The organism is Ligilactobacillus sp. ESL1201 (assembly GCF_058503265.1).
In genome coordinates this window covers 1,030,324-1,050,194 of sequence record NZ_CP196362.1, presented here as the reverse complement: position 1 = coordinate 1,050,194, position 19,871 = coordinate 1,030,324, and the positions used below count along the sequence as shown (strand labels likewise).

Genomic DNA, 19,871 nt, shown 5'->3' with positions numbered 1-19,871 from the left:
TAATGTTAATGAACTTACAATTTTTCGCCCACAAAAAAGGCGGTGGCTCGACCGCTAACGGGCGTGATTCCCAGTCTAAACGACTAGGTGCTAAAAGAGCCGACGGTCAAACCGTTACGGCTGGTTCCATTTTGTACCGGCAACGCGGGACACGGATCTACCCGGGAGTTAATGTTTCGATTGGTGGCGACGACACTTTATTTGCTACAAGTGCTGGCGTTGTTAAATTTGAGCGTAAAGGCCGCGACAAAAAGAAAGTTTCCGTTTATCCGGTGGCTGAGTAATTAACGATTGTAAGCCGGGATTCCGTGAGGGGTCCCGGCTTTTTGTGAAATTTGTGCGGTGAATCAGGTAAATGCAGGAGGAGTAAAAATGATTTCAGTAAATGATTTTAAAAATGGTTTAACGATCGAATTTGATGGTGGCTTGTGGCGAGTAGTTGAATTTCAACACGTTAAGCCGGGAAAGGGTTCCGCATTCGTTCGTTCAAAGCTTAAGAATTTGCGGACTGGTGCTGTTCAGGAAAAAACTTTCCGTGCGGGCGAAAAAGTACAACAGGCTCAGATCGACCGCAAAAAGATGCAGTATTTGTATGCCGATGGTCCTAGCTACGTTTTCATGGACACAGAGACTTACGAACAATTAGAATTGCCGGCGGAAAAAATCGAAAACGAACTGAAGTTTATGAAAGAAAACATGGTAGTCAGCATTATCATGTTTGGTTCCGAAACTTTGGGCGTTGAATTGCCAAACGTGGTAGAACTAGAAGTAACGGAAACGGAGCCGGGGATTAAGGGCGACACGGCTTCGGGTGGTTCCAAGCCAGCAACGATGGAAACAGGTTTGGTTGTTCAAGTTCCATTTTTCATCAATGAAGGCGATAAATTGACGATCAATACGACGGATGGAACGTATATTTCTCGGGCATAGTAAAGGGGAAATTTAATGATTACGCGACATGCGATCAGGCAGGCTGCTTTTCAGGCTTTATTTGCTTTGCAAAGTAATCCCGAAGCCGCGGTTGCGGTAGTTTGCGCCCAAGTGGCACAAACTAGTTTGCACACGGATGAAGTGCCGGAGTATATGCTGCAATTAGTGGAAGGCGTGACTGCTAAGCAAACGCAGTTAAATGAGTTGCTTACCCGTTATTTAAAACCGGGCTGGCAGTTAGCACGGTTGAGTAAAACGGATTTAGTGATCATGCAGTTAGCGGCTTACGAAATGACCGAGGTGGCAGAAGTGCCTCCTAAAGTGGCGCTCAATGAGGCTTTGGAATTAGCGAAGACATTTAGTGATGAACAGGCGCGCCGTTTTATTAATGGTGTTTTATCCAATTTAATGTAGTTAAGGGAAGTTGTGATGAAAGTTAATTTGTCACAATTTCCTTTTTTGCTGGAGTAATTTTCACATTAATTGTTGGTGTGCGAGAAGCAACTACCAATTGCGTATTGGGACAGACGAGTTACAGAATTTTTGGGCTAGCGTGTTTCCCGGGCAGTTTGGCTATTAAAGTTGAACGGCAATGTGCTAAAATTAAAGTAGTATTTATCTGTACCAGTCGAAGGAGTAAAGCGATGGAATCGAAGTACTTAACGGTTACTGCCCTAACTAAATATTTACACCGCAAATTTAGTGGTGATCCTTACTTACGGCGGGTCTTTTTAACGGGGGAGATCTCGAATTTTCGCTTGCGGCCGCGACACCAGTATTTTAGTTTGAAAGACGATCATGCTAAGATCGACGTGGTCATGTTTCAGTCGAGTTTTAGTAAAGTCAAGTTTAAACCCGAAGAAGGAATGAAGGTCCTAGTTAGCGGGAGGATCGACCTGTACGAACCTAACGGCACGTACCAGATCATCGTGGAAAGTATGCAGCCTGACGGTGTCGGGGCACTTTACCAGGCTTACGAGCAGTTAAAAAAGAAACTGGCACAAGAAGGACTGTTTGCGGCGCCTAAAAAAAAGCTGCCTCGTTTTCCGCGGCGGATCGCGGTCATTACCAGTCCTTCAGGAGCTGTCATTCGCGATATTATTACTACTACTAAACGCAGGTACCCCATCGTTCAGTTAGTGTTATTTCCGGCGGTCGTACAGGGAAATCAGGCTGCCGCTTCACTGACCGCGCGCTTAAAAGAAGTTGCGGCGAAAGGAAATTTTGACGTGATCATCATTGGTCGGGGGGGCGGTTCGATCGAAGACTTGTGGCCGTTTAACGAAGAGCAGGTCGCCCGGCAGATTTTTGCTAGTCAGATCCCGGTGATCTCTTCGGTAGGCCACGAGACCGACACGACGATCGCTGATCTAGTGGCTGACGTCCGGGCAGCGACACCGACGGCCGCTGCGGAATTAGCGACTCCGGTATTGAGCGAAGAAATTTTAAAATTAAAACAGCAGCGGTTGCGGTTGATTCAGGCTTTACGTAGCTTATTGCAGCGGGCCCAACAAGACGTAAACAGGTTACAAAATTCGTATATTTTTAAGACTCCGGCACACTTATACGAAGGCTACGTCCAAAAGTTAGACTTCTTACAAACTAGGCAAAATCAGGCCTTGCAACAAAAAATCAAGCAAGCTCAAAGTGATTTGCTGCAGTTAAAGCTGCGGTTGCGGGCAGTTAGCCCAGCCAAAGACGTCACGCTAAAACAGCAACGCGTATTTGAGCTGAGTGAACGCTTAAAAAAGGCGCAAAAGACAATTTTAGTTACTAAAAATAACCTAGTAGCTCAAAAAGTACGGCAATTAAACTCTTTAAGTCCGTTGGCAGTAATGGGGCGGGGATACGCGTACGTTAATGTTAGCGGTCAGCTAGTTAAGAGTACGGCTCAGCTACAGCTCGGACAGCAAATCAAAATCAATTTGAGCGACGGTTCCGTTTTAGCCCAAGTGTTAGAGATAAGTGAGGAAAAAAAGCATGGAAAACACGCAGAATAAGGCATCTTTTGAAGATAATCTAAAAAAATTAGAACAGATCGTGACCAAATTGGAGACGGGCGATGTTCCCTTAGAAGAGGCACTGGCTTCGTTTCAAACGGGGGTCGCTTTAAGTCAAGAACTGCAAAAAACGTTGACCGATGCGCAAGAAACGTTGACTAAAGTGATCAGTGAAAATGGTGACGAACAAGTGTTTGAACAGGAAGAAACTAAATGACACAATTAAAAAAATTGCAAGAACAACATTTACCGATGTTAAATCACTTATTAGCGGAGTACTTGGCTGGTTTAAAGTGTACCTCTAAGTTAAAAGAAGCAATGACTTACTCGGTGATGGCTGGTGGCAAACGAATCCGTCCGCTGATCATCTTTGCGGTTTGTGCTGCGCTGAAAAAAGAAGTGACGACTCCGGTCTATGTGACTGCGGGAAGCTTAGAATTACTGCATACCTATTCGTTGATCCACGATGACCTGCCGGAAATGGATAACGATGATCTGCGCCGGGGCAAACCGACTAATCACAAGGTTTTTGGGAGCGCTATGGCGGTGTTAGCCGGCGATGGGCTGTTGACGGCCGCGTTTGGTTGGTTGGCTCAAGCCGAAATTGCGCCGCAAACTAAAAATCAATTATTATCTCTGTTAGCGCAGGCTGCTGGACCCGAAGGAATGGTCGATGGGCAGGCCAGAGACATTGAAGGTGAACAGCAAAAATTAAGTTTAGCCCAGTTAAAGGTAGTACACGCGCATAAAACCGGTGCGTTACTGCGCTATGCGTTCACTGCCGGGGCGATTTTAGCCCAAGCGACAGCCGTCCAGCAAAAGCTATTAGCCGCATTTGGTACCAGTTTTGGCCTTGCTTTCCAGATTTACGATGATATTTTGGACGTCACGTCAACGGCGGAGCAATTAGGTAAGGCCGTGCATAAAGACCAGACCGAACATAAAAATACTTATCCGGCTTTGTTGGGTTTGTCGGGAGCTAAAGAGCAGTTGCAACAAACGCTAACGCTAGGACGCCAGCAACTGCAACAATTACAGCGGTCAGGCGTAGATACGACTGTTTTGACGGAATTATTATTATATTTTGACACGGGTAAAGGGTAAATGAAAAAAGAACGAATAGATGTATTATTAGTACAGCAAGGTTTATTTGCTAGTCGCGAGCAGGCTAAACGCGCGGTAATGGCTGGCGAGATCTTAGGTGCTAACGAAGAACGCTTAGATAAACCGGGAATGAAAGTTGCTAGTGACACCAAGCTGCATTTTAAGGGGACTAAGTTGCCTTACGTTAGTCGCGGTGGCTTGAAACTGGCTAAGGCTCTGCAGGTATTTAAGTTGAATTTAACTGATCAGATCGTATTAGATATCGGCGCTTCGACCGGCGGTTTTACCGACGTAGCCTTGCAAAACGGGGCAAAACTAAGTTATGCATTAGACGTGGGGACGAACCAGTTGGCGTGGAAATTGCGTCAGGACCCGCGGGTCATAGTGATGGAAAATACTAACTTCAGGTACGCACAACTCGCTGATTTTACGGCGGGACAGCCGACTTTTGCGACGATCGATGTTTCCTTTATCTCTTTACGGCTGATTTTGCCGCCGCTCAAGCAGATCATCGCTGCGGGAGGAACAGTCGTGGCGTTAGTCAAACCTCAATTTGAAGCGGGCAGGACTCAGGTGGGAAAACACGGTCTAGTCAAAGATCCGGCGGTCCACCAAAGCGTACTTACCCAGATCAGTGACTTCGCTATTCAGACCGGGTTTGACGTGTGCGGTTTAGATTTTTCACCGATCACTGGCGGAACTGGTAATATCGAATTTTTACTATCCTTAAAAGAAGCGCCGATCCCCGGAAATAACTTACTACAGGTCAGGGCCTCTCAGGTAGTAAAACGAGCACATGAAGTCTTAAAACACTGAAGAAAAGCGTGGGTTTAATGAAGAAACAACAACGTCAACAGCTATTGCGGCAAATTTTGACCCAGATGACTGTTTACCGGCAAGAAGATCTGGTACGACTCTTAGCGCAACAAGGGATATCTGTGACTCAAGCGACCGTTTCGCGAGACGTACAAGAAATGCACTTACTTAAAGTCCCGGTGGCTACGGGCGGTTACCGTTATACTTTGCCTCACGATGAAAATGTTAGTATCGAAAAAAAATTAGCTAAAATATTGCGCACCGTTTATTTGAATTCTGCTTTTCAGGAGCATCTCTGCGTACTAAACGTCCAGTCTGGCAACGGCCCCGCGATTACGGGGTTGATCAAAAAGCTAACGTGGCCGGAAATTTTTGCGTGCATTGGTGACGATGAAACTATTTTGGTAGTCGTAAAAGAAGGGCACAATGCAAGTGAGCTGCACGATAAATTTTTAACTTTGATGCAAACAAATTAGGGGGAAAACGGGATGCTAAAGAGTTTAACGATCCATAATTTTGCGATCATCGAGAAGATGCAAGTTGATTTTCAGTCTAAGATGACGGTCCTGACCGGTGAAACCGGTGCGGGCAAATCGATTGTGATCGATGCTTTAGGTTTACTAGCGGGCGGACGGGGCTCCGCGGATTTTATTCGTAAGGGTGAAAAGAAAGCCCTGATCCAAGGACTGTTTAGTTTACCGGCGGCTGCCCCGGCGTTTAAGATCCTGACTGAGATCGGCATTGAATTTACCGATGAAGACCTGATCTTGCAGCGAGAAATCACGCGCAACGGGCATAACGTTTGTCGAATTAACGGCGAACTGGTCAACTTGACGATGCTCAAAAAAGTAGGCGAGACCCTGATCGATATTCACGGACAAAACGAGCACCAAGAACTGATGCACCCGGAAACGCACATTGAATTACTGGACAGTTTTTTACCCCAAGTTGCGCAGTTAAAACAACAGTACCAAGAACAATACCGTGCTTACCGTAAACAACAAGAGATCTTAACGCGCCGCGAAGAAAACGAAAAACAGTGGGCGCAGCGTTTGGATATGTTACAATACCAAGTAAACGAAATTGCAGCCGCCCAACTAAAGGTAGACGAAGAGGAAAGTTTGACCGCGGAAAAAGAACAACTAGATAACTACCAGACGATCCACGATGCCTTAGAAAGTAGCTATCAGGCTTTGACCGGTGGGGAATACGATGCGTTGGGGCAAGCTGGCGTAGCGATGGAAGAAATGACCAAAATCAGTGACTTGGCGGATTCTTTTCAACAGATCGCACAAAAAGCGACCGATTCATATTACGGGTTGTTTGACGTGGTCCACGATATTTCTAACCAGTTAAGTGTTATGGAATGGGACGACGAACGTCTTGATCAAATCGAGCATCGTTTAGCCGATATTTATCAGCTGAAGAGAAAATACGGTAATTCGATCGCCGAAATTTTGGAATATTACGAGAAAATCAAACAAGAGCTAGAGCGGATGCAAGACACCGAAGAAGACGCTACCCAGCAAAAGCAAAACGTGGCACTCTTACGGCAAAAAGCGCAGGCGACCGCGTTGTTACTGTCACAAAAACGGCAGAGTACGGCACGCAAACTCGAAAAAGCCGTGCATCAAGAGTTAGCGGCACTGTATATGGATAAAGCGAAATTTAAGGTCAATTTCTTACCCAATCCCGGAGAAAAATTGGATTCTCAGGGACTGGATCACGTTGAGTTTTATATTCAAACTAATCCGGGAGAAGCGATGGGACCGTTGGCTAAAATTGCTTCGGGCGGAGAATTGTCGCGGGTAATGTTAGCCTTGAAGACGATCTTTGCCCACCGTCAGGGCGTGACAAGTATTATTTTTGATGAGGTCGACACCGGGGTCAGTGGGCGCGTAGCCCAGGCGATCGCCGAAAAAATCAGTCGGATCTCGTTGAATTCTCAGGTGCTGTGTATCACTCATTTGCCCCAAGTTGCGGCACTGTCGGTGCACCATTATTTAGTGACTAAAACGATCCGTGAAGGTCGCACGGAAACGGCGATCAAAGTATTAGCTCCCAAGCAACGGGTAGAAGAGATCGCGCGCATGATCTCCGGTACGGAAATCACACCGTTGACCAGGCAACACGCTACTGAATTGTTAGCTATGGCCCAACAAACGCGTAAAAAATTAGCGCAAGTAACCGAAATTAAAGAATAGGAAGTGAGTAAATGGCGGGGATCCCGGCAGAATTGATCGCGCGAATCAACGAATTAGCGCGCAAACAAAAGAAGACAACGTTAACGCCGGCGGAAAAAGCAGAACAAAAAAAGTTGCGGGCTCAATACCTTCAACTTTTCCGGACGGGCTTTAAGGAACGTATCGAGATGATGCAAGTTTATGACAAGAAAGGCAAGGAAGTCACACCGCAAAAAGTAAAAGACATTCAGCGTCAGCGAGGCTTGCGTGACGACTGAGTCAAGAAGTTAAGGTTTATTTTTACGGTCAAATTGTGTAAACTTAAAGAGTTACTTGATAATGATATGAAAGGGGTACAGTAGATGTCTACTGGAATTTGGATCTTATTGCTGGTAGTTGCACTTTTAGTAGGAGTTGCGGGTGGCTTTTTTGCGGCACGCAAGTACATGGAAGATTATCTGAAAAAAAATCCGCCGATCAACGAACAGATGTTACGGCAGATGATGTTGCAGATGGGTCAAAAACCTTCTGAAAAGAAGCTTAATCAGATGATGACTACGATGAAGGCCAGTTATGGTAAAAGTAATAAATAATGCTTGCTAGTTGGTCGTTACTAAAAACGGACCGCGATTAGATTAGCACTTGCGCAAACAAAAGAGGGCTGGGACAAAAATTTGTCCCAGCCCCTATATATTTGATTTGCTCTACGACCGTGGCGCCTTGGTTTTAGCGATGTCGACGTATTTAAACGTCGGGTCGATCTGTTGGTCTAAGAGTTGAAATTGACTTTCTAATTGACCCAATAACTGTTTTTGGTACTGTTCGTTGACTTTACCTTGAAGAGGATAAACGGGATCGCCGAATGCCACCGTGACCTTGTGGCGCGAAAAGAGCCGTTTAAAAGACAAGGGTCCCTGATAAACGACCGGGACGACCGGGACGTTTGCCAGTTTAGCAATCAAGGAAACGCCGCCCTTCATTTTTTGGGAGTGGCGCGTTCCCGAAGGAAACATGATCAAGGCGATGTCTTTTTGGCGTAACCAGCGGACGGGAATTTTGATTGCAGAAGGGCCCGGATGCTCACGGTCGACGGCAAAAGCGTTGGCATGTTCCATGATCCAACGTAAAAACGGGTTGACGAATAATTCTTTTTTGGCCATGAAACTGCAATTTTTGGGGGCGACGCCTAACGCGAAGTACAGCATATCGAACCAGGTCCGATGGGGCCCGGCGAGAATGTAATTTCCCTGAGGCAGCTTTTCTTGGTTAAGGTAATGACTGTTGCCGTTAACGAGTGCAAACACGATTTTGGCAACTAGTCGGACTAATTGATAAAACATTGACTGGTAATTCCTTTCTTGGTGCTCACATTTTAGTATGCAAAATTTTGTTCCAACTTGCAAGCAAAGTAATTGATTGGAGGTAGAAATGACGACAACTCTAGTTAACGAAGACGAACGAGTCGACCAACTATTCGCTAACGGGATCAAAGTGATTCAAAGCGACCGCGTCTTTTCTTTTTCACTGGACGCCGTTTTACTAGCGGCTTTTGCTCGTCCTGTTCGTAAAATACAGGGCAAGATCGTCGATTTATGTGCGGGAAACGGGGCGGTGGGGTTATTTTTAACCCCGAAAACGCCAGCGCAGATCGTGCAAGTTGAATTACAACCGCGCTTAGCTGATATGGCGACCCGCAGCATTCAGCTCAATGACTTAACGGAGCAAATACAAGTGCTAAATATCGACTTAAAAGACAGCTGGGAACATATCGCTAAGGATTCGGTGGACACGATCACCTGCAATCCACCGTATTTTCCGGTCACTGAAAATAGCGTGCAAAATCCGAATCACTACTTAGCGTTAGCGCGCCACGAATTGGCTACGAACTTAAAAACGATCATTAAGATCAGTAGTGGATTACTGAAAATGGGCGGCAAACTTTTTTTGGTGCACCGCCCCGAGCGCCTGCAAGAAATGTTGCAGTTGTGTGCGGCTTATCGTTTGGCACCCAAACGGATTAGGTTAGTTCACCCCAAAGGGGGACGGGAAGCTAACATGGTACTTTTTGAGGCCATTAAGGACGGCAAACCGGGGGGGCTTCGTTTCGAGTCTCCGTTATTTGTCTACGAGCAAAACGGTGAATATACTAAGGAAGTCAGGCACGATTTATATGGATAAAAAGTTTTATTTTTACGTGTTATTGTGTGCGGACGATTCTCTTTACGGTGGTTTTACGACCGATTTGAATGCCAGAGTCGCGACTCATAATGCGGGAAAAGGTGCTAAGTATACCCGAACTAGGCGCCCAGTTAAGTTGTTATACCACGAAAATTTTGCGACTAAATCAGCGGCACTAAAGGCTGAGTATGCTTTTAAACACCAGTCGCGTGCCCGTAAGTTAACGTATTTAGCTGCTCACGGTTGCAAAATTACTTTTTAGTGTTTATTTACTGTCAATCGTTTTTGAAAATGTCTCAAAAAAATATAAACATTAGCGAGTAATTAGCGCTCAAGCCGCTGGGCTATCTCCCTCTGAAAAAAGGGGATGCTCAGCTTTTTTGTCAGTCGAAATGGTTGCCTAACACACCGCCTCACAGAAGGTCAAGGGTAAAATAAACGGCTACGCCGCCCTTGACCTCTGTAAGGCGATGTGTTGCTTTAATCTGAGTCGACCGACGAAAAAAGCTGTGCTAAGCGTAGCGCTCCTGTTCAAATTCTGCTTGTGTGATCCCGCGTTTAGCTAAATAGCGGTTAAAACTGGCTGCTTTCCAGGGATGCGAGAGCGGTGGAATGTAATTTCTTTTCGCTTTTTGTTTTTGAGGTACGGCGTCGAATTCCTGGGATCGTAACTCATGTGCCGCTAAGCGACGCACACGATATAAACCTTCAGCGATCGAAGCGTACAATTCACCGTCAAAGGCTTTGATAACCAACACCTCTGTCCCACGTTGAAAATAAACTCCTTTTCCAGTCGATGTGACCGGTAAATAAGCCTGTTTATGGAATGAAAAGTGATTACCTGTATTGATCTTACGAGTAGTTAAAGTGCCCAAAATTAGATTTAATTTAGTTGTTACGGGTGCTTTTTCCATCACTGATGTGGTATCATTTATCGGTAGGGCAAACTGCGCATTGTATCTTTCGATGTAGGAATCTAGGAATACATTGGCCGCAGCTAGCGTAGCTACTTGATGAATACGTAATTCAGTGATTAGGCGAGATTGTAGCGTTTCAAAGAGACGCTCAACTCGCCCTTTTGCTTGTGGAATAGAACTGGTCGAAATCTTAGTTCCAAGTTGTTGACAAGCATAACCAAATTGCGTAAAAGTATCATTTTCAACCTGTTTTTGGTGTTTGCGTTGATATTCAAATACCGTTCGCCGATCACTGAAAAATTCATATGGAATGCCATAATTGGTTAGGATCTGATGGTAAACGTGGTAGTAACCCTTGAGGGTTTCTTGATGATCGAAGTAAGCACCAACGATAGTTCCAGTTGCGTCATCAATTGCCACGTGTAAATGACTTTTTTGCTTGCCGAACCATAAGTGGTCACTAGCGTCAATTTGGATTAATTCGCCAAAATATTTTTTACGTGGGCGACTAGGGTGAGTTTCTCCTGGAATTAAAATTTTATCTGATTTAGCGACTGCTTTAGTTTTCATAGCTTGTTTTCGGAGCTTTTCTCGGTGCAGTCGTTTGGTTCGCCGATGAGCCTTAGGCGATAAGATATTCGCTTGTTTTAAGATATTAGCGATTGTTGACCGACTGAATTTAAGGCCCTCATGTTCGGCTAATAATTCCGTAAAATGAGTGAAATTAGCGCCGACGTATTTTGTTTGATACAGTTCAACGATAGTTGAACGTGTTGTTTGGGAAAGTGCGTGCTTGGGCTTTTTCAAACGATTTTGGTGAATAAAAGCTGATTTACCAATTGTTCTGTAACGGACAAGTAACCGATCGATCTGACGTCTGGTTACCCCTAGTTGAACCTCAGCTCTAGTTTTGGGCATTTTACCTTCAGCTACGTTTTTGATAATTCGATATTTGTGTGCTTCTTTCATCGTTAAGTAAACCTTTCTCATAAGATCCTCCGCTGTATAATTTGCCTAATTATTTTGGCAGAAGCGGAGGAATTTTTCTAGTTATTTGAGACATTTTCTCGTGTGATTACTTAAGACATTATCAGATGTGAATGACAAAAATTACTTTTTAGTGTTTATTTACTTGAAAAAAGACTCGCCTTCGCCTATAATATAAAAGGTTATTTTGACCAATTCACACCTCGCGTGCTGGCTAAGCGGTGCTTAAGGCGACTTAAGTTCTTAGTAAATGAGCGTGGGGGCGGAAAAAAACTATATTGGAGGTACTTTTAAATGGCAGTTATTACCATGAAACAATTGCTTGAAGCAGGTGTTCATTTTGGACATCAGACACGGCGCTGGAACCCGAAGATGAAAAAATACATCTTCACGGAAAGAAACGGGATCTATATCATCGACCTGCAAAAGACGGTCAAATTGATCGATAAGGCCTATGATTTTATGAAAGAAACCGCTGCTAACAACGGCGTGATCTTGTTTGTCGGCACTAAAAAGCAAGCACAAGATTCGATCCAAGAAGAAGCTACCAGAGCCGGTCAGTACTACGTTAACCATCGTTGGTTAGGCGGTACTTTGACTAACTGGGATACGATCCAATCACGGATCAAACGTCTCAAAGACTTAAAGGCAATGCAACAGGATGGTACGTTTGACCGTTTGCCTAAAAAAGAAGCTGCTAAGTTAACTAAGCAAGCTGAAAAATTAGAGAAATTTTTGGGTGGGATCGAAGACATGCCTCATTTGCCAGATGCTGTCTTTATCGTTGACCCGCGCAAAGAAAGAATTGCGGTCAAAGAAGCACGTAAGCTCAATATTCCGATCGTGGCGATGGTCGATACTAACGTTGATCCTGATGAAATCGACGTTAAGATCCCGTCTAACGACGACGCTATCAGAGCCGTTCGTTTGATCACTTCGAAGATGGCTGATGCAATCATCGAAGCTAACCAGGGACAAGAAAATGATGAAGTCACTGAAGAGACCTTTGGCAAAGCAGAAGAAAAGGTTGCTTCACTCGAAGACATCGTACAAGCTGTAGAAGAAAACAACGAGGACCATCAATAAGAGCATTATTTAGGCTGTCTACGCTATCGGGTAAGTTTGCCTATGGTGTTGGCAGCTTTTTTAAAGTCAGAATAAGGAGGCCATAAAATGGCAAAAATTGCTGCTTCAGAAGTTAAAAAGTTACGTGATAAAACGGGTGTAGGAATGATGGACGCTAAAAAGGCGTTGGTCGCAGTTGAAGGCGACATGGACAAGGCCGTTGATTTCCTCCGTGAAAAAGGAATTGCTAAAGCCGCTAAGAAAAGTGACCGTGTTGCTGCCGAAGGTTTGGCTAGCGTTGCCGTTGCTGGCAATACAGCAGTGATCGTAGAAGTTAACGCCGAAACAGACTTTGTAGCGCAAAACGCGCAGTTCAAAGACCTGGTCAAGAAAACCGCAGAAACGATCGTAGCACAGAAACCGGCTGACGTTGAAGCCGCATTGAAATTGAGCACCGATAAGGGAACGTTAAACGACGATTACATCGAAGCTACTCAAGTGATCGGTGAAAAAATCAGTTTACGGCGGTTTGCCTTAGTAAACAAAGAAGACGGCGACCATTTCGGTTCTTACTTGCATATGGGCGGTAAGATCGCTGCTTTGACCGTGTTGCAGGGTGCCGACGATGACACTGCTAAAGACATTGCGATGCACGTAGCTGCGATCAATCCGCAATACGTCGACCAAGAGCAGGTCCCAGCGGATCAAGTAGCTCACGAAAAAGAAGTACTGACCGTTGAAGCTCAAAACGAAGGTAAGCCGGAAAAAATCATTGCAAAAATGGTGACGGGCCGCTTACACAAGTACTTTGCCGAAATTACGTTAGATGCCCAGGATTTTGTGAAAGATCCTGATCAAACGGTCGGTAAGTACGTAGCCGCTAAGGGTGGCAAAGTTAAGGAATTTGTTCGTTACGAAGTTGGCGAAGGGATTGAGAAAAAAGTAGAAGACTTCGCAGCCGACGTAATGAGCCAGGTAAAAGGCTAAACCATTAGCTGAAAAATTAAGGTTCTTTGTCAACTAGTGTTGATGGAGAATTTTCCAACCACTTAGATCAAAATTGGTCTAGGTGGTTTGTTGTTTTTAAGTCGTTTTTTGTTTTTAATTAATTTCACTTTTAATTTTTAGTAATTTAGGCGTGTTTTCCCGCTTTTAACGTACACTAAATAAGCCTCCTACTTGATCAAATTTTTTGAATTAATTCAGTATTGAAAGCTTACTGGTACATTCTAAAATGACCCGTAACTTGAAATTAAACCAGTTTCTAAAACCAAAACTCGTCCGTTTAATCCCTTTGATCTTACGGTTCATGCCCTCCAAGGGGCCGTTACTATAGCGATACCGACAACTATTTACCACTGCCACCAGATTCTTCTTGAGCGATTTTATTGGCTGGTCAAATTCATTATCTAGCTTATGGTAATTACTCAATGTGGTAATTATTGTTGCACTATCGTGTTCTTTGAGCGCCGTTAAAATTTTTTGGTAGACTTCATAAGCTGCCTTGAACCCGGAATCTAGCTCTAACCCTTGATAGACCAAACGAACGTCAGTATCAGTGCGCTTGATTCCTGGATGATAACGCAGTTTAACGGCCTCAAGGTCGTTAAAATTTTTTAAAAATAAACGCCAATAACGCTTCAACAGCTTATATTCAAACGAACTTTTGGGATACTTTTTCATTACGCGAGTGCGCATTGAATTCAGCGCACGGTTTAACATCTGTACAATATGAAAACGATCAACGATCACTGCTGCTTGCGGAAAAAGTTCAGGAATAAATTTAAGATAAGCCGCGTTTAAATCGACGACTACTGTCTTTACTTTATGGCGCTCTGTCAGGGAAAATTCCTGAAAATAAGCTTTAATCTCGCGGGTCGTGCGCCCGGGTAAAATATCCAATAATTCATGAGTATCGGCGTCCATTACAATAAAACTATAGCCGTGACCCATGACTTTGATTTCATCGAATAACAGGTGAGCTGGTAGAGTTGTTGGTTTAGCGACTAGTAACTGCTGATTATCTTGGTTGATAAATCTTTGGACGGTACTGGCACTGATCCTAAAACGCTGGGCAATTTCATGTAAAGCCACGTTTTTGGTTGCCTCTAGGGTGATCATTTGATGGACCGTTCTAGAAATTTGACAGTGTGACGCCACTAACGAAGTTTGTGCCATCATTGTAGTTTGACAGTGGCGACACAAAAAGCGTTGCTTTTTAAGTGCTAAATAAAGTGGGTGGTGAGAATCAGCACACAGCTGAACTAAGGTAGATTTTAATCCATGTTTGACCACTTTTCCTGTGAAACCGCAGTTTAAACAGCGGTTAAGTGAATAAGTCAGATTAGCGTGAAATACAAGAGCTGGTTTCTTTTTGATAATTTCCTGACTGAGGGGATATTTTTCATCAAAATTGATGTTTTTATCTGTAATTCCGAGCCAAAGTTTGATAAGATAATTTGTGGAAAGCATTGCCTTCATTCCTTTCAATTGGTTTTGGTCGACTTAATTGTAACACGGAAAAGCGCAATGCTTTTTCTTATACCTAAATTTAAATTGGTATACAAAAAAACAAGCATTGATTTTTCGTCATCAACACTTGTTAGTATAGAACCAAAATTAATGAAGGGACTGGGCAAGTTTTTTGTCTCAGTCCCTTCTTTGTGTTTAGCGAATTGCTATGTTACAGTGTGAGCACTTGTTGCTGTCTGCTAAAAATTACCTGTTGTGCTTGTAGTCGTTGCACTAGGTCGTCCAGTGTGGCGGAAGGAATTGCCAGTAAACGTAATTTTTGCGCGGGAATGGTCAACGGGTCAATAAAAGAACAATTAGTACTGGCAGTTTTTTGTTCGATCACCGCTGCTTGGTGTTGTTCGCTAGCAATCGTGGGGTAAAACGCCCGCAAGAGAGCCGCTGTCGGAGCATTCCACTTGATGCTGTAGCCTGCTTGTTGAGCACTCTGGTTAAACCGGCGCAATCGCTGGGGATTCCAAGGTGAAAAGTAGGCCGAGAGTTGCCCGTGATTTTTGCGGCAGAATTTGGCAAACATTTCTTGAATACCATTTTCTGATAGCAGATTTTTTTGGAGACTAGCGGTTTTCATTTGCTGGTCAAAAAGCAAATAATCTAGTTGTGTGAACATTTTTTGCCAGTGCTTATTTCTTTTTTGGTGCTGGCCGCGCGGTTCAAAGGTACTACAGTAGCCTGCTGAGTGTTGTGGTCCCACTAATAAGACGGCAAAGCTGCCGTAGCTCGGATCATCGCTGGGAAAAAGCGTTAATTTGAGGTCGGCTAAAAATATGGGTGTATCATAGGGTAAGATCTTAACGTTAGTTAGCTTAGCATTAAATAAATTACTCCGCGCTAATTTTTGCAGCAGGTGGTAGATCTCAAATGAAGTATAGATCAGTTGTTCTCCCCGGTAAGCGTGCAAAAAGGCCCGTGTTTGCGGATCCAACTGCGTGAGCAAGACTGTGTCTTGTGCGCCAATAGGGGTGCTGACTAACGGGTCACAAACTAGGTTGATGTGGGGCGTGTGAAAAATGGTTGCATTACTTGCCATGATACCAGCTCTTTTCTTTAGCATTCAGTCAGTATTTTACCATAAAAATACGCGGGACTCATTTTGCATTTGTCCGTAATTTTAGGTAAGATACAGGCAACAATAGAATTTAACGATAAGAAGGTTACGCAATGAATTGTAATTCAGAGGGACACTTAACGATCGGGCAAGTCGATGCTTTGCAACTAGCACAGCAATATCAAACCCCACTAATTGCTTACGATGTGGGACAGATCAAAGACCAAATCAGGTCATTTAAAACTGCTTTTGCGCAAGCCGGGCTTAAATATCGTTTAGTGTACGCCAGCAAGGCTTTTAGTGCGGGGGCGATGTATCGTTTGGTCAGAGATGCTGGCTTGGGGTGTGATGTAGTTTCCGGCGGGGAGCTATACGCCGCGTTAAAATCCGGTATGCCTGCTGAAATGATCGAATTTCACGGTAATAACAAACTACCGCAAGAATTAGCGGAAGCGGTCGACCACCAGATTGGCTGTATCGTGCTCGATAATTTTCATGAGATCGAATTACTGGGGCAAATTTTACACCAAAAAGACCGGCAGATCAGCGTGATGTTGCGCATTGCACCAGGAATCGAGGCCGAAACGCACCGTTACATTGCAACTGGACAGTCAAATTCTAAATTTGGTTTTGACTTGCAGTCCGGACAGGCGCAGGAAGCCTTACAACGGGTCTTGGCTGAGCCTCGAATGAATGTGCGCGGACTACACTGCCACATTGGCTCGCAAATTTTTTCCGTAGAGGGCTTTACCATGGCTGCCACTAAAATGATAGCCGTGTTGCAGCGCTGGCATTCTGAGTATGATTTTACCGCAGAAGTCTTAAACCTAGGCGGCGGTTTTGGGATCCGTTATAATGAAGAAGACCAGCCCTTAGCTCCCGCCACTTTTGTCCAGCAGATCTGTTCTGTGGTGGAAGAAAAAAGTCGTCAGGCAGGCTTGCCAGTTCCTGAGATTTGGTTGGAACCCGGGCGCTCGCTGGTAGGCGAGGCCGCTACGACCTTATATACAGTCGGTTCCAGTAAAAAAGTTCCCGGAATTTGTAATTTTATCGCGGTAGACGGGGGAATGGGTGATAATATCCGCCCGGCTCTCTATCAGGCTAAATACACGGCCTTTAAGGCGGCAACTCCGCACGCAAAAGCGGTCCAGCAGGCAACGGTCGTGGGCAAATACTGTGAATCGGGCGATGTGTTGGTACACGATTGCCCGTTACCAGCTGTGGTTGCCGGTGACATCTTGGCAATTCCTGCGACCGGAGCGTATGGTTATTCGATGGCTTCGACTTATAATCGTAATGGGCGGCCCGCGGTAGTTTTTTGTGAAGACGGTAAATCCCGGTTAGTGCTCCGAAGGGAAACTTATCAAGACATGATGGCTTACGAGCAAGACTGATTAGTTTGACTGGTAAAATTAAGGAAGTGGACTAAATGACGCAACGAGATCTAACAGCAGTTAAAGATGACATTTTAGCACGGTTAGAAACGGTCGTTGATCCCGAATTAGCAATCGATATCGTTAATTTAGGATTGGTTTATAATATTGATTTGGACGATGCTGGGACCTGCAAGATCGAAATGACGTTAACGACTATGGGCTGTCCGTTGACTAACGTATTAACGGACATGGTAAAAGAGGCCTTAAAGCCGCTCCCCGAGGTCAAGAACGTTGTAGTGGAATTTGTCTGGGAACCCCAGTGGACGATCGCGCGGATGACACGCTATGCTAAAATCGCACTGGGGATCAATTAAATTTTAGGAGTCGATCGTTTGTTTAGAAATAAACTGTTTGTAGTGGTCTATACGGCACTACTGGCCTTTTTGAGTGTTTTTATTTTTACTAGGATCCAGGCTCGCGATGCCTTAATCCAGTTGGACCAGCATAATTTATCGTTAGATGCCTATCAAGTGACACTCAAACACGATATGTCGCTGGCTGAATTTAACCACCAGTTGGCCACCAATACTAAGATCAATAATATTCAGGTGCATTACCAGGCTAAAAAAATTAAGGACCTGACTTACTTTTACGGTAAGGGCAATTACCAAACACCGCCACTACTAGCGGGTAATTTCTTTTCTAAAAATGATTTTACGTCGTCTTTGAGCGTGGTCGTGGTGGGAAAAGACCTGCAGTTATACCAACCTAAAGACCAAAAATACCTCAAGATCGGTCAGACTTACGTGCCGGTGATCGGGGTGATGGGAGGCAAGTTACCTTCGGCGCTTGACCGGCAGATCTTTGTCGCTCTTTCGCAAAATTTAGCCCAACAAATTAGTACTAAGGATTGCCGGATCATGATCGACGGCAACCAAAAATTAGCACCCGCCGTTTTGCAGGCTAATTTACCGCTTAAAAGTATTCACAAGATCAGTACTAAAGAAGTGGCTAAGACTTCACTGCTCAAGGCCCATGGCTGGCAGTTAGCGGGCTTAGTGGCGGTCTTGTTAGCCTTGATACTCGAAGTTGTTTTGTGGGTAATTGCGGCACGCAGCGTTTATCTAAAAGTAACTGGGATCTTAGCCAGTCGGTTTTGTTTTGCCGAGTGGGAAAACTTTTCACTATACAGCGGTTTAGGAATGTTATTAGGAGCATTTAGCGGCAGTTTAGCGTTTAGTTTACACTCGTATGGCGGCATGGTCTTGTTTGTGGTTGGTTCGTATGCCGTAGGTAGTTTCTTATTTTTAATTTTGGGATGGAGAGGAATTGTAGGAAGACGATGAAATTACCCGCAGAGTTTGTTAGTAAGTATGAAAAATTATTAGGAAAGCACGCGGCTGATTTTTTCGCTAGTTTTGCGGATGAAGTCCAAAAGGGCTTTCGTTTAAACCCGTTGAAGGAAAATTACCGTCAAGTCGACTATTCGTTAGCACAGCCCGTAGCATATGCGCCGACTGGCTATTACGGTCACGTCAGCGGCAATTCGTTAGCGCATCAGAGTGGCTACGTCTACAGTCAAGATCTCAGTGCGATGTATGTCGCTCAGGTGGCAGACGTGCAGCCCGGAGAAAAGATTTTAGACCTTTGTGCTGCTCCGGGAGGAAAAGCGACCCAGTTAGCTGGTTTATTACAAAATCAGGGGTTACTGGTAGCAAATGAGATCAATCATAAACGTGCGCAGGTGTTAGTGGAAAATTTGGAACGGATCGGGGCGCGCAACACGGTGATCTTAAACGAAGAGCCGGCTAATTTAGTCCCCGTTTTTGCGGGGTATTTTGATAAGATCTTCGTTGATGCGCCGTGTTCCGGGGAAGGATTATTTCGTAAGGACCCCAGTGCTATTCAGTATTGGAACAGTGATTATCCGACTAAATGTGCTACCCGACAACTGGCGATCCTAACGACGGCACTCCAACTGTTACGTCCGGGAGGACAGATAGTTTATTCGACTTGTACTTTTGCGCCGGAAGAAGACGAGCAGGTGATGGTTCGTTTTTTGCGGGAGCATGAAGACTTGGAACTGCTACCGATCAAGAAATATCCGGGGATGGACGACGGCCGCCCGGATTTTGCTGATGGTTCTGCCTGGCTAAAACGCGCTGTACGCTTGTGGCCTCATCATTTTCAAGGTGACGGGCACTTTATTGCTTTGATCCAAGACCGGCGTGCGGCAGTGCAACCAGTTCGGCGCGTGCGTACCAAAAAACGCGCTAAAAAGACGGCCGCTGGCCTGACTAACGAGCAGTTTCAACTGTGGGAACAGCTGCGGTCGCGTTTATTTCCTACTTTGCAGTTGTCTAAAAATGAATTGCACTGCGTGGGACCGTATTTGTACTGGTACTCTGCTAGCTGGCCGGATATTTCCCGCTTGAAATTTATGCGGCCGGGAATTTTACTAGGAGAATTTAAGAAAAAGAGGTTCGAGCCGGCTTATAACCTGGCGTTACTGTTGCATCCCAGTGAATGCCAGGCGGTTTTAGCGGTGACTTACGAACAGTGGCAACTTTACGTGCAGGGGATGACACTGTCACTAAGCGAGCCGGTTGCTCCCGGCTGGTACTTACTAGTCTGTGAAGGCAAACCTTTTGCGTTTGGTAAGGTAGTCGGGCAGACGGTTAAGAATTTTTTCCCCAAGGGATTAAGGATACATCAATAATGAAATTGGCTATTAC

At 44.8% G+C, this 19,871-nt stretch carries 23 protein-coding genes; 19 read left to right on the top strand and 4 right to left on the bottom strand.

Features of this window, described 5'->3' with window-relative positions:
• Positions 1 to 2 precede the first annotated feature (2 nt).
• The 11 genes from rpmA to ACSYSK_RS05290 all read left to right on the top strand — a co-directional run bounded on the left by rpmA (position 3) and on the right by ACSYSK_RS05290 (position 7,626).
• A complete protein-coding gene (gene rpmA, locus ACSYSK_RS05340; RefSeq protein WP_491714125.1) occupies positions 3 to 284 on the top strand; it encodes a 50S ribosomal protein L27 in 282 nt (93 codons plus the stop codon).
• 88 nt (positions 285 to 372) lie between these two features.
• On the top strand, positions 373 to 930 hold the full coding sequence (gene efp, locus ACSYSK_RS05335) for an elongation factor P (protein ID WP_491714124.1): 558 nt from the start codon (positions 373 to 375) through the stop codon (positions 928 to 930).
• Positions 931 to 945: 15 nt separating this feature from the next.
• Positions 946 to 1,344 carry a transcription antitermination factor NusB gene (gene nusB / locus ACSYSK_RS05330; protein ID WP_491714123.1) on the top strand — a complete coding sequence of 133 codons (399 nt, stop codon included), beginning with the start codon at positions 946 to 948 and terminating at the stop codon, positions 1,342 to 1,344.
• A 230-nt stretch (positions 1,345 to 1,574) separates the two neighbouring features.
• The gene (gene xseA, locus ACSYSK_RS05325; RefSeq protein WP_491714122.1) at positions 1,575 to 2,930 is read left to right on the top strand and encodes an exodeoxyribonuclease VII large subunit; all 1,356 of its coding nucleotides are present in this window, start codon (positions 1,575 to 1,577) and stop codon (positions 2,928 to 2,930) included.
• Entirely contained in the window at positions 2,911 to 3,147 is a 237-nt protein-coding gene (locus ACSYSK_RS05320) for an exodeoxyribonuclease VII small subunit (protein WP_491714121.1), read from the top strand. The genes xseA and ACSYSK_RS05320 overlap by 20 nt, the downstream gene beginning before the upstream one ends.
• Positions 3,144 to 4,034, top strand: a complete 891-nt coding sequence (locus ACSYSK_RS05315; protein WP_491714120.1) for a polyprenyl synthetase family protein — start codon at positions 3,144 to 3,146, stop codon at positions 4,032 to 4,034. Before ACSYSK_RS05320 ends, ACSYSK_RS05315 begins: the two co-directional genes overlap by 4 nt.
• Complete coding sequence (locus tag ACSYSK_RS05310) at positions 4,035 to 4,850, top strand: TlyA family RNA methyltransferase (protein WP_491714119.1); 816 nt, start codon at positions 4,035 to 4,037, stop codon at positions 4,848 to 4,850.
• Positions 4,851 to 4,867: 17 nt separating this feature from the next.
• On the top strand, positions 4,868 to 5,326 hold the full coding sequence (locus tag ACSYSK_RS05305) for an arginine repressor (protein WP_491714118.1): 459 nt from the start codon (positions 4,868 to 4,870) through the stop codon (positions 5,324 to 5,326).
• Between the two features lie 12 nt (positions 5,327 to 5,338).
• On the top strand, positions 5,339 to 7,054 hold the full coding sequence (recN, locus tag ACSYSK_RS05300) for a DNA repair protein RecN (RefSeq protein ID WP_491714117.1): 1,716 nt from the start codon (positions 5,339 to 5,341) through the stop codon (positions 7,052 to 7,054).
• An 11-nt stretch (positions 7,055 to 7,065) separates the two neighbouring features.
• A complete protein-coding gene (locus tag ACSYSK_RS05295) occupies positions 7,066 to 7,311 on the top strand; it encodes a DUF896 domain-containing protein (protein WP_491714116.1) in 246 nt (81 codons plus the stop codon).
• An 84-nt stretch (positions 7,312 to 7,395) separates the two neighbouring features.
• The gene (locus tag ACSYSK_RS05290; RefSeq protein ID WP_491714115.1) at positions 7,396 to 7,626 is read left to right on the top strand and encodes a YneF family protein; all 231 of its coding nucleotides are present in this window, start codon (positions 7,396 to 7,398) and stop codon (positions 7,624 to 7,626) included.
• A gap of 111 nt (positions 7,627 to 7,737) precedes the next feature.
• On the opposite strand, the gene ACSYSK_RS05285 is transcribed toward ACSYSK_RS05290, so the two are convergent.
• Complete coding sequence (locus ACSYSK_RS05285; protein WP_491714114.1) at positions 7,738 to 8,373, bottom strand: lysophospholipid acyltransferase family protein; 636 nt, start codon at positions 8,371 to 8,373, stop codon at positions 7,738 to 7,740.
• A gap of 88 nt (positions 8,374 to 8,461) precedes the next feature.
• Here ACSYSK_RS05285 and ACSYSK_RS05280 point away from each other — a divergent pair, with 88 nt between their 5' ends.
• Positions 8,462 to 9,211, top strand: coding sequence for a tRNA1(Val) (adenine(37)-N6)-methyltransferase (locus ACSYSK_RS05280; protein ID WP_491714113.1), 750 nt, complete (start codon positions 8,462 to 8,464; stop codon positions 9,209 to 9,211).
• Complete coding sequence (locus ACSYSK_RS05275) at positions 9,204 to 9,473, top strand: GIY-YIG nuclease family protein (RefSeq protein ID WP_491714112.1); 270 nt, start codon at positions 9,204 to 9,206, stop codon at positions 9,471 to 9,473. The genes ACSYSK_RS05280 and ACSYSK_RS05275 overlap by 8 nt, the downstream gene beginning before the upstream one ends.
• 250 nt (positions 9,474 to 9,723) lie before the next feature.
• On the opposite strand, the gene ACSYSK_RS05270 is transcribed toward ACSYSK_RS05275, so the two are convergent.
• A complete protein-coding gene (locus ACSYSK_RS05270) occupies positions 9,724 to 11,097 on the bottom strand; it encodes an ISNCY family transposase (RefSeq protein ID WP_491715866.1) in 1,374 nt (457 codons plus the stop codon).
• A 312-nt stretch (positions 11,098 to 11,409) separates the two neighbouring features.
• Here ACSYSK_RS05270 and rpsB point away from each other — a divergent pair, with 312 nt between their 5' ends.
• Complete coding sequence (gene rpsB / locus ACSYSK_RS05265; RefSeq protein WP_491714111.1) at positions 11,410 to 12,201, top strand: 30S ribosomal protein S2; 792 nt, start codon at positions 11,410 to 11,412, stop codon at positions 12,199 to 12,201.
• An 87-nt stretch (positions 12,202 to 12,288) separates the two neighbouring features.
• Positions 12,289 to 13,167 carry a translation elongation factor Ts gene (tsf, locus tag ACSYSK_RS05260; protein ID WP_491714110.1) on the top strand — a complete coding sequence of 293 codons (879 nt, stop codon included), beginning with the start codon at positions 12,289 to 12,291 and terminating at the stop codon, positions 13,165 to 13,167.
• 210 nt (positions 13,168 to 13,377) lie between these two features.
• On the opposite strand, the gene ACSYSK_RS05255 is transcribed toward tsf, so the two are convergent.
• Together ACSYSK_RS05255 and ACSYSK_RS05250 are read right to left on the bottom strand one after the other, a co-directional pair.
• On the bottom strand, positions 13,378 to 14,652 hold the full coding sequence (locus ACSYSK_RS05255; RefSeq protein ID WP_491714109.1) for an ISL3 family transposase: 1,275 nt from the start codon (positions 14,650 to 14,652) through the stop codon (positions 13,378 to 13,380).
• Between the two features lie 211 nt (positions 14,653 to 14,863).
• Positions 14,864 to 15,742: a hypothetical protein gene (locus tag ACSYSK_RS05250; RefSeq protein WP_491714108.1), complete on the bottom strand. Its 879-nt coding sequence runs from the start codon at positions 15,740 to 15,742 to the stop codon at positions 14,864 to 14,866.
• A 131-nt stretch (positions 15,743 to 15,873) separates the two neighbouring features.
• On the opposite strand from ACSYSK_RS05250, the gene lysA reads away from it, so the two are divergent.
• The 4 genes from lysA to ACSYSK_RS05230 are packed head-to-tail and all read left to right on the top strand — an operon-like array spanning position 15,874 to position 19,855.
• Positions 15,874 to 17,154 (top strand): diaminopimelate decarboxylase, encoded by a 1,281-nt coding sequence (gene lysA / locus ACSYSK_RS05245; protein ID WP_491714107.1) that lies wholly within the window; start codon positions 15,874 to 15,876, stop codon positions 17,152 to 17,154.
• 35 nt (positions 17,155 to 17,189) lie between these two features.
• Positions 17,190 to 17,510 carry a metal-sulfur cluster assembly factor gene (locus tag ACSYSK_RS05240; RefSeq protein ID WP_491714106.1) on the top strand — a complete coding sequence of 107 codons (321 nt, stop codon included), beginning with the start codon at positions 17,190 to 17,192 and terminating at the stop codon, positions 17,508 to 17,510.
• 18 nt (positions 17,511 to 17,528) lie between these two features.
• Positions 17,529 to 18,482, top strand: a complete 954-nt coding sequence (locus tag ACSYSK_RS05235) for an ABC transporter permease (RefSeq protein WP_491714105.1) — start codon at positions 17,529 to 17,531, stop codon at positions 18,480 to 18,482.
• Positions 18,479 to 19,855, top strand: a complete 1,377-nt coding sequence (locus ACSYSK_RS05230; RefSeq protein ID WP_491714104.1) for an RsmB/NOP family class I SAM-dependent RNA methyltransferase — start codon at positions 18,479 to 18,481, stop codon at positions 19,853 to 19,855. The genes ACSYSK_RS05235 and ACSYSK_RS05230 overlap by 4 nt, the downstream gene beginning before the upstream one ends.
• Positions 19,856 to 19,871 lie beyond the last annotated feature (16 nt).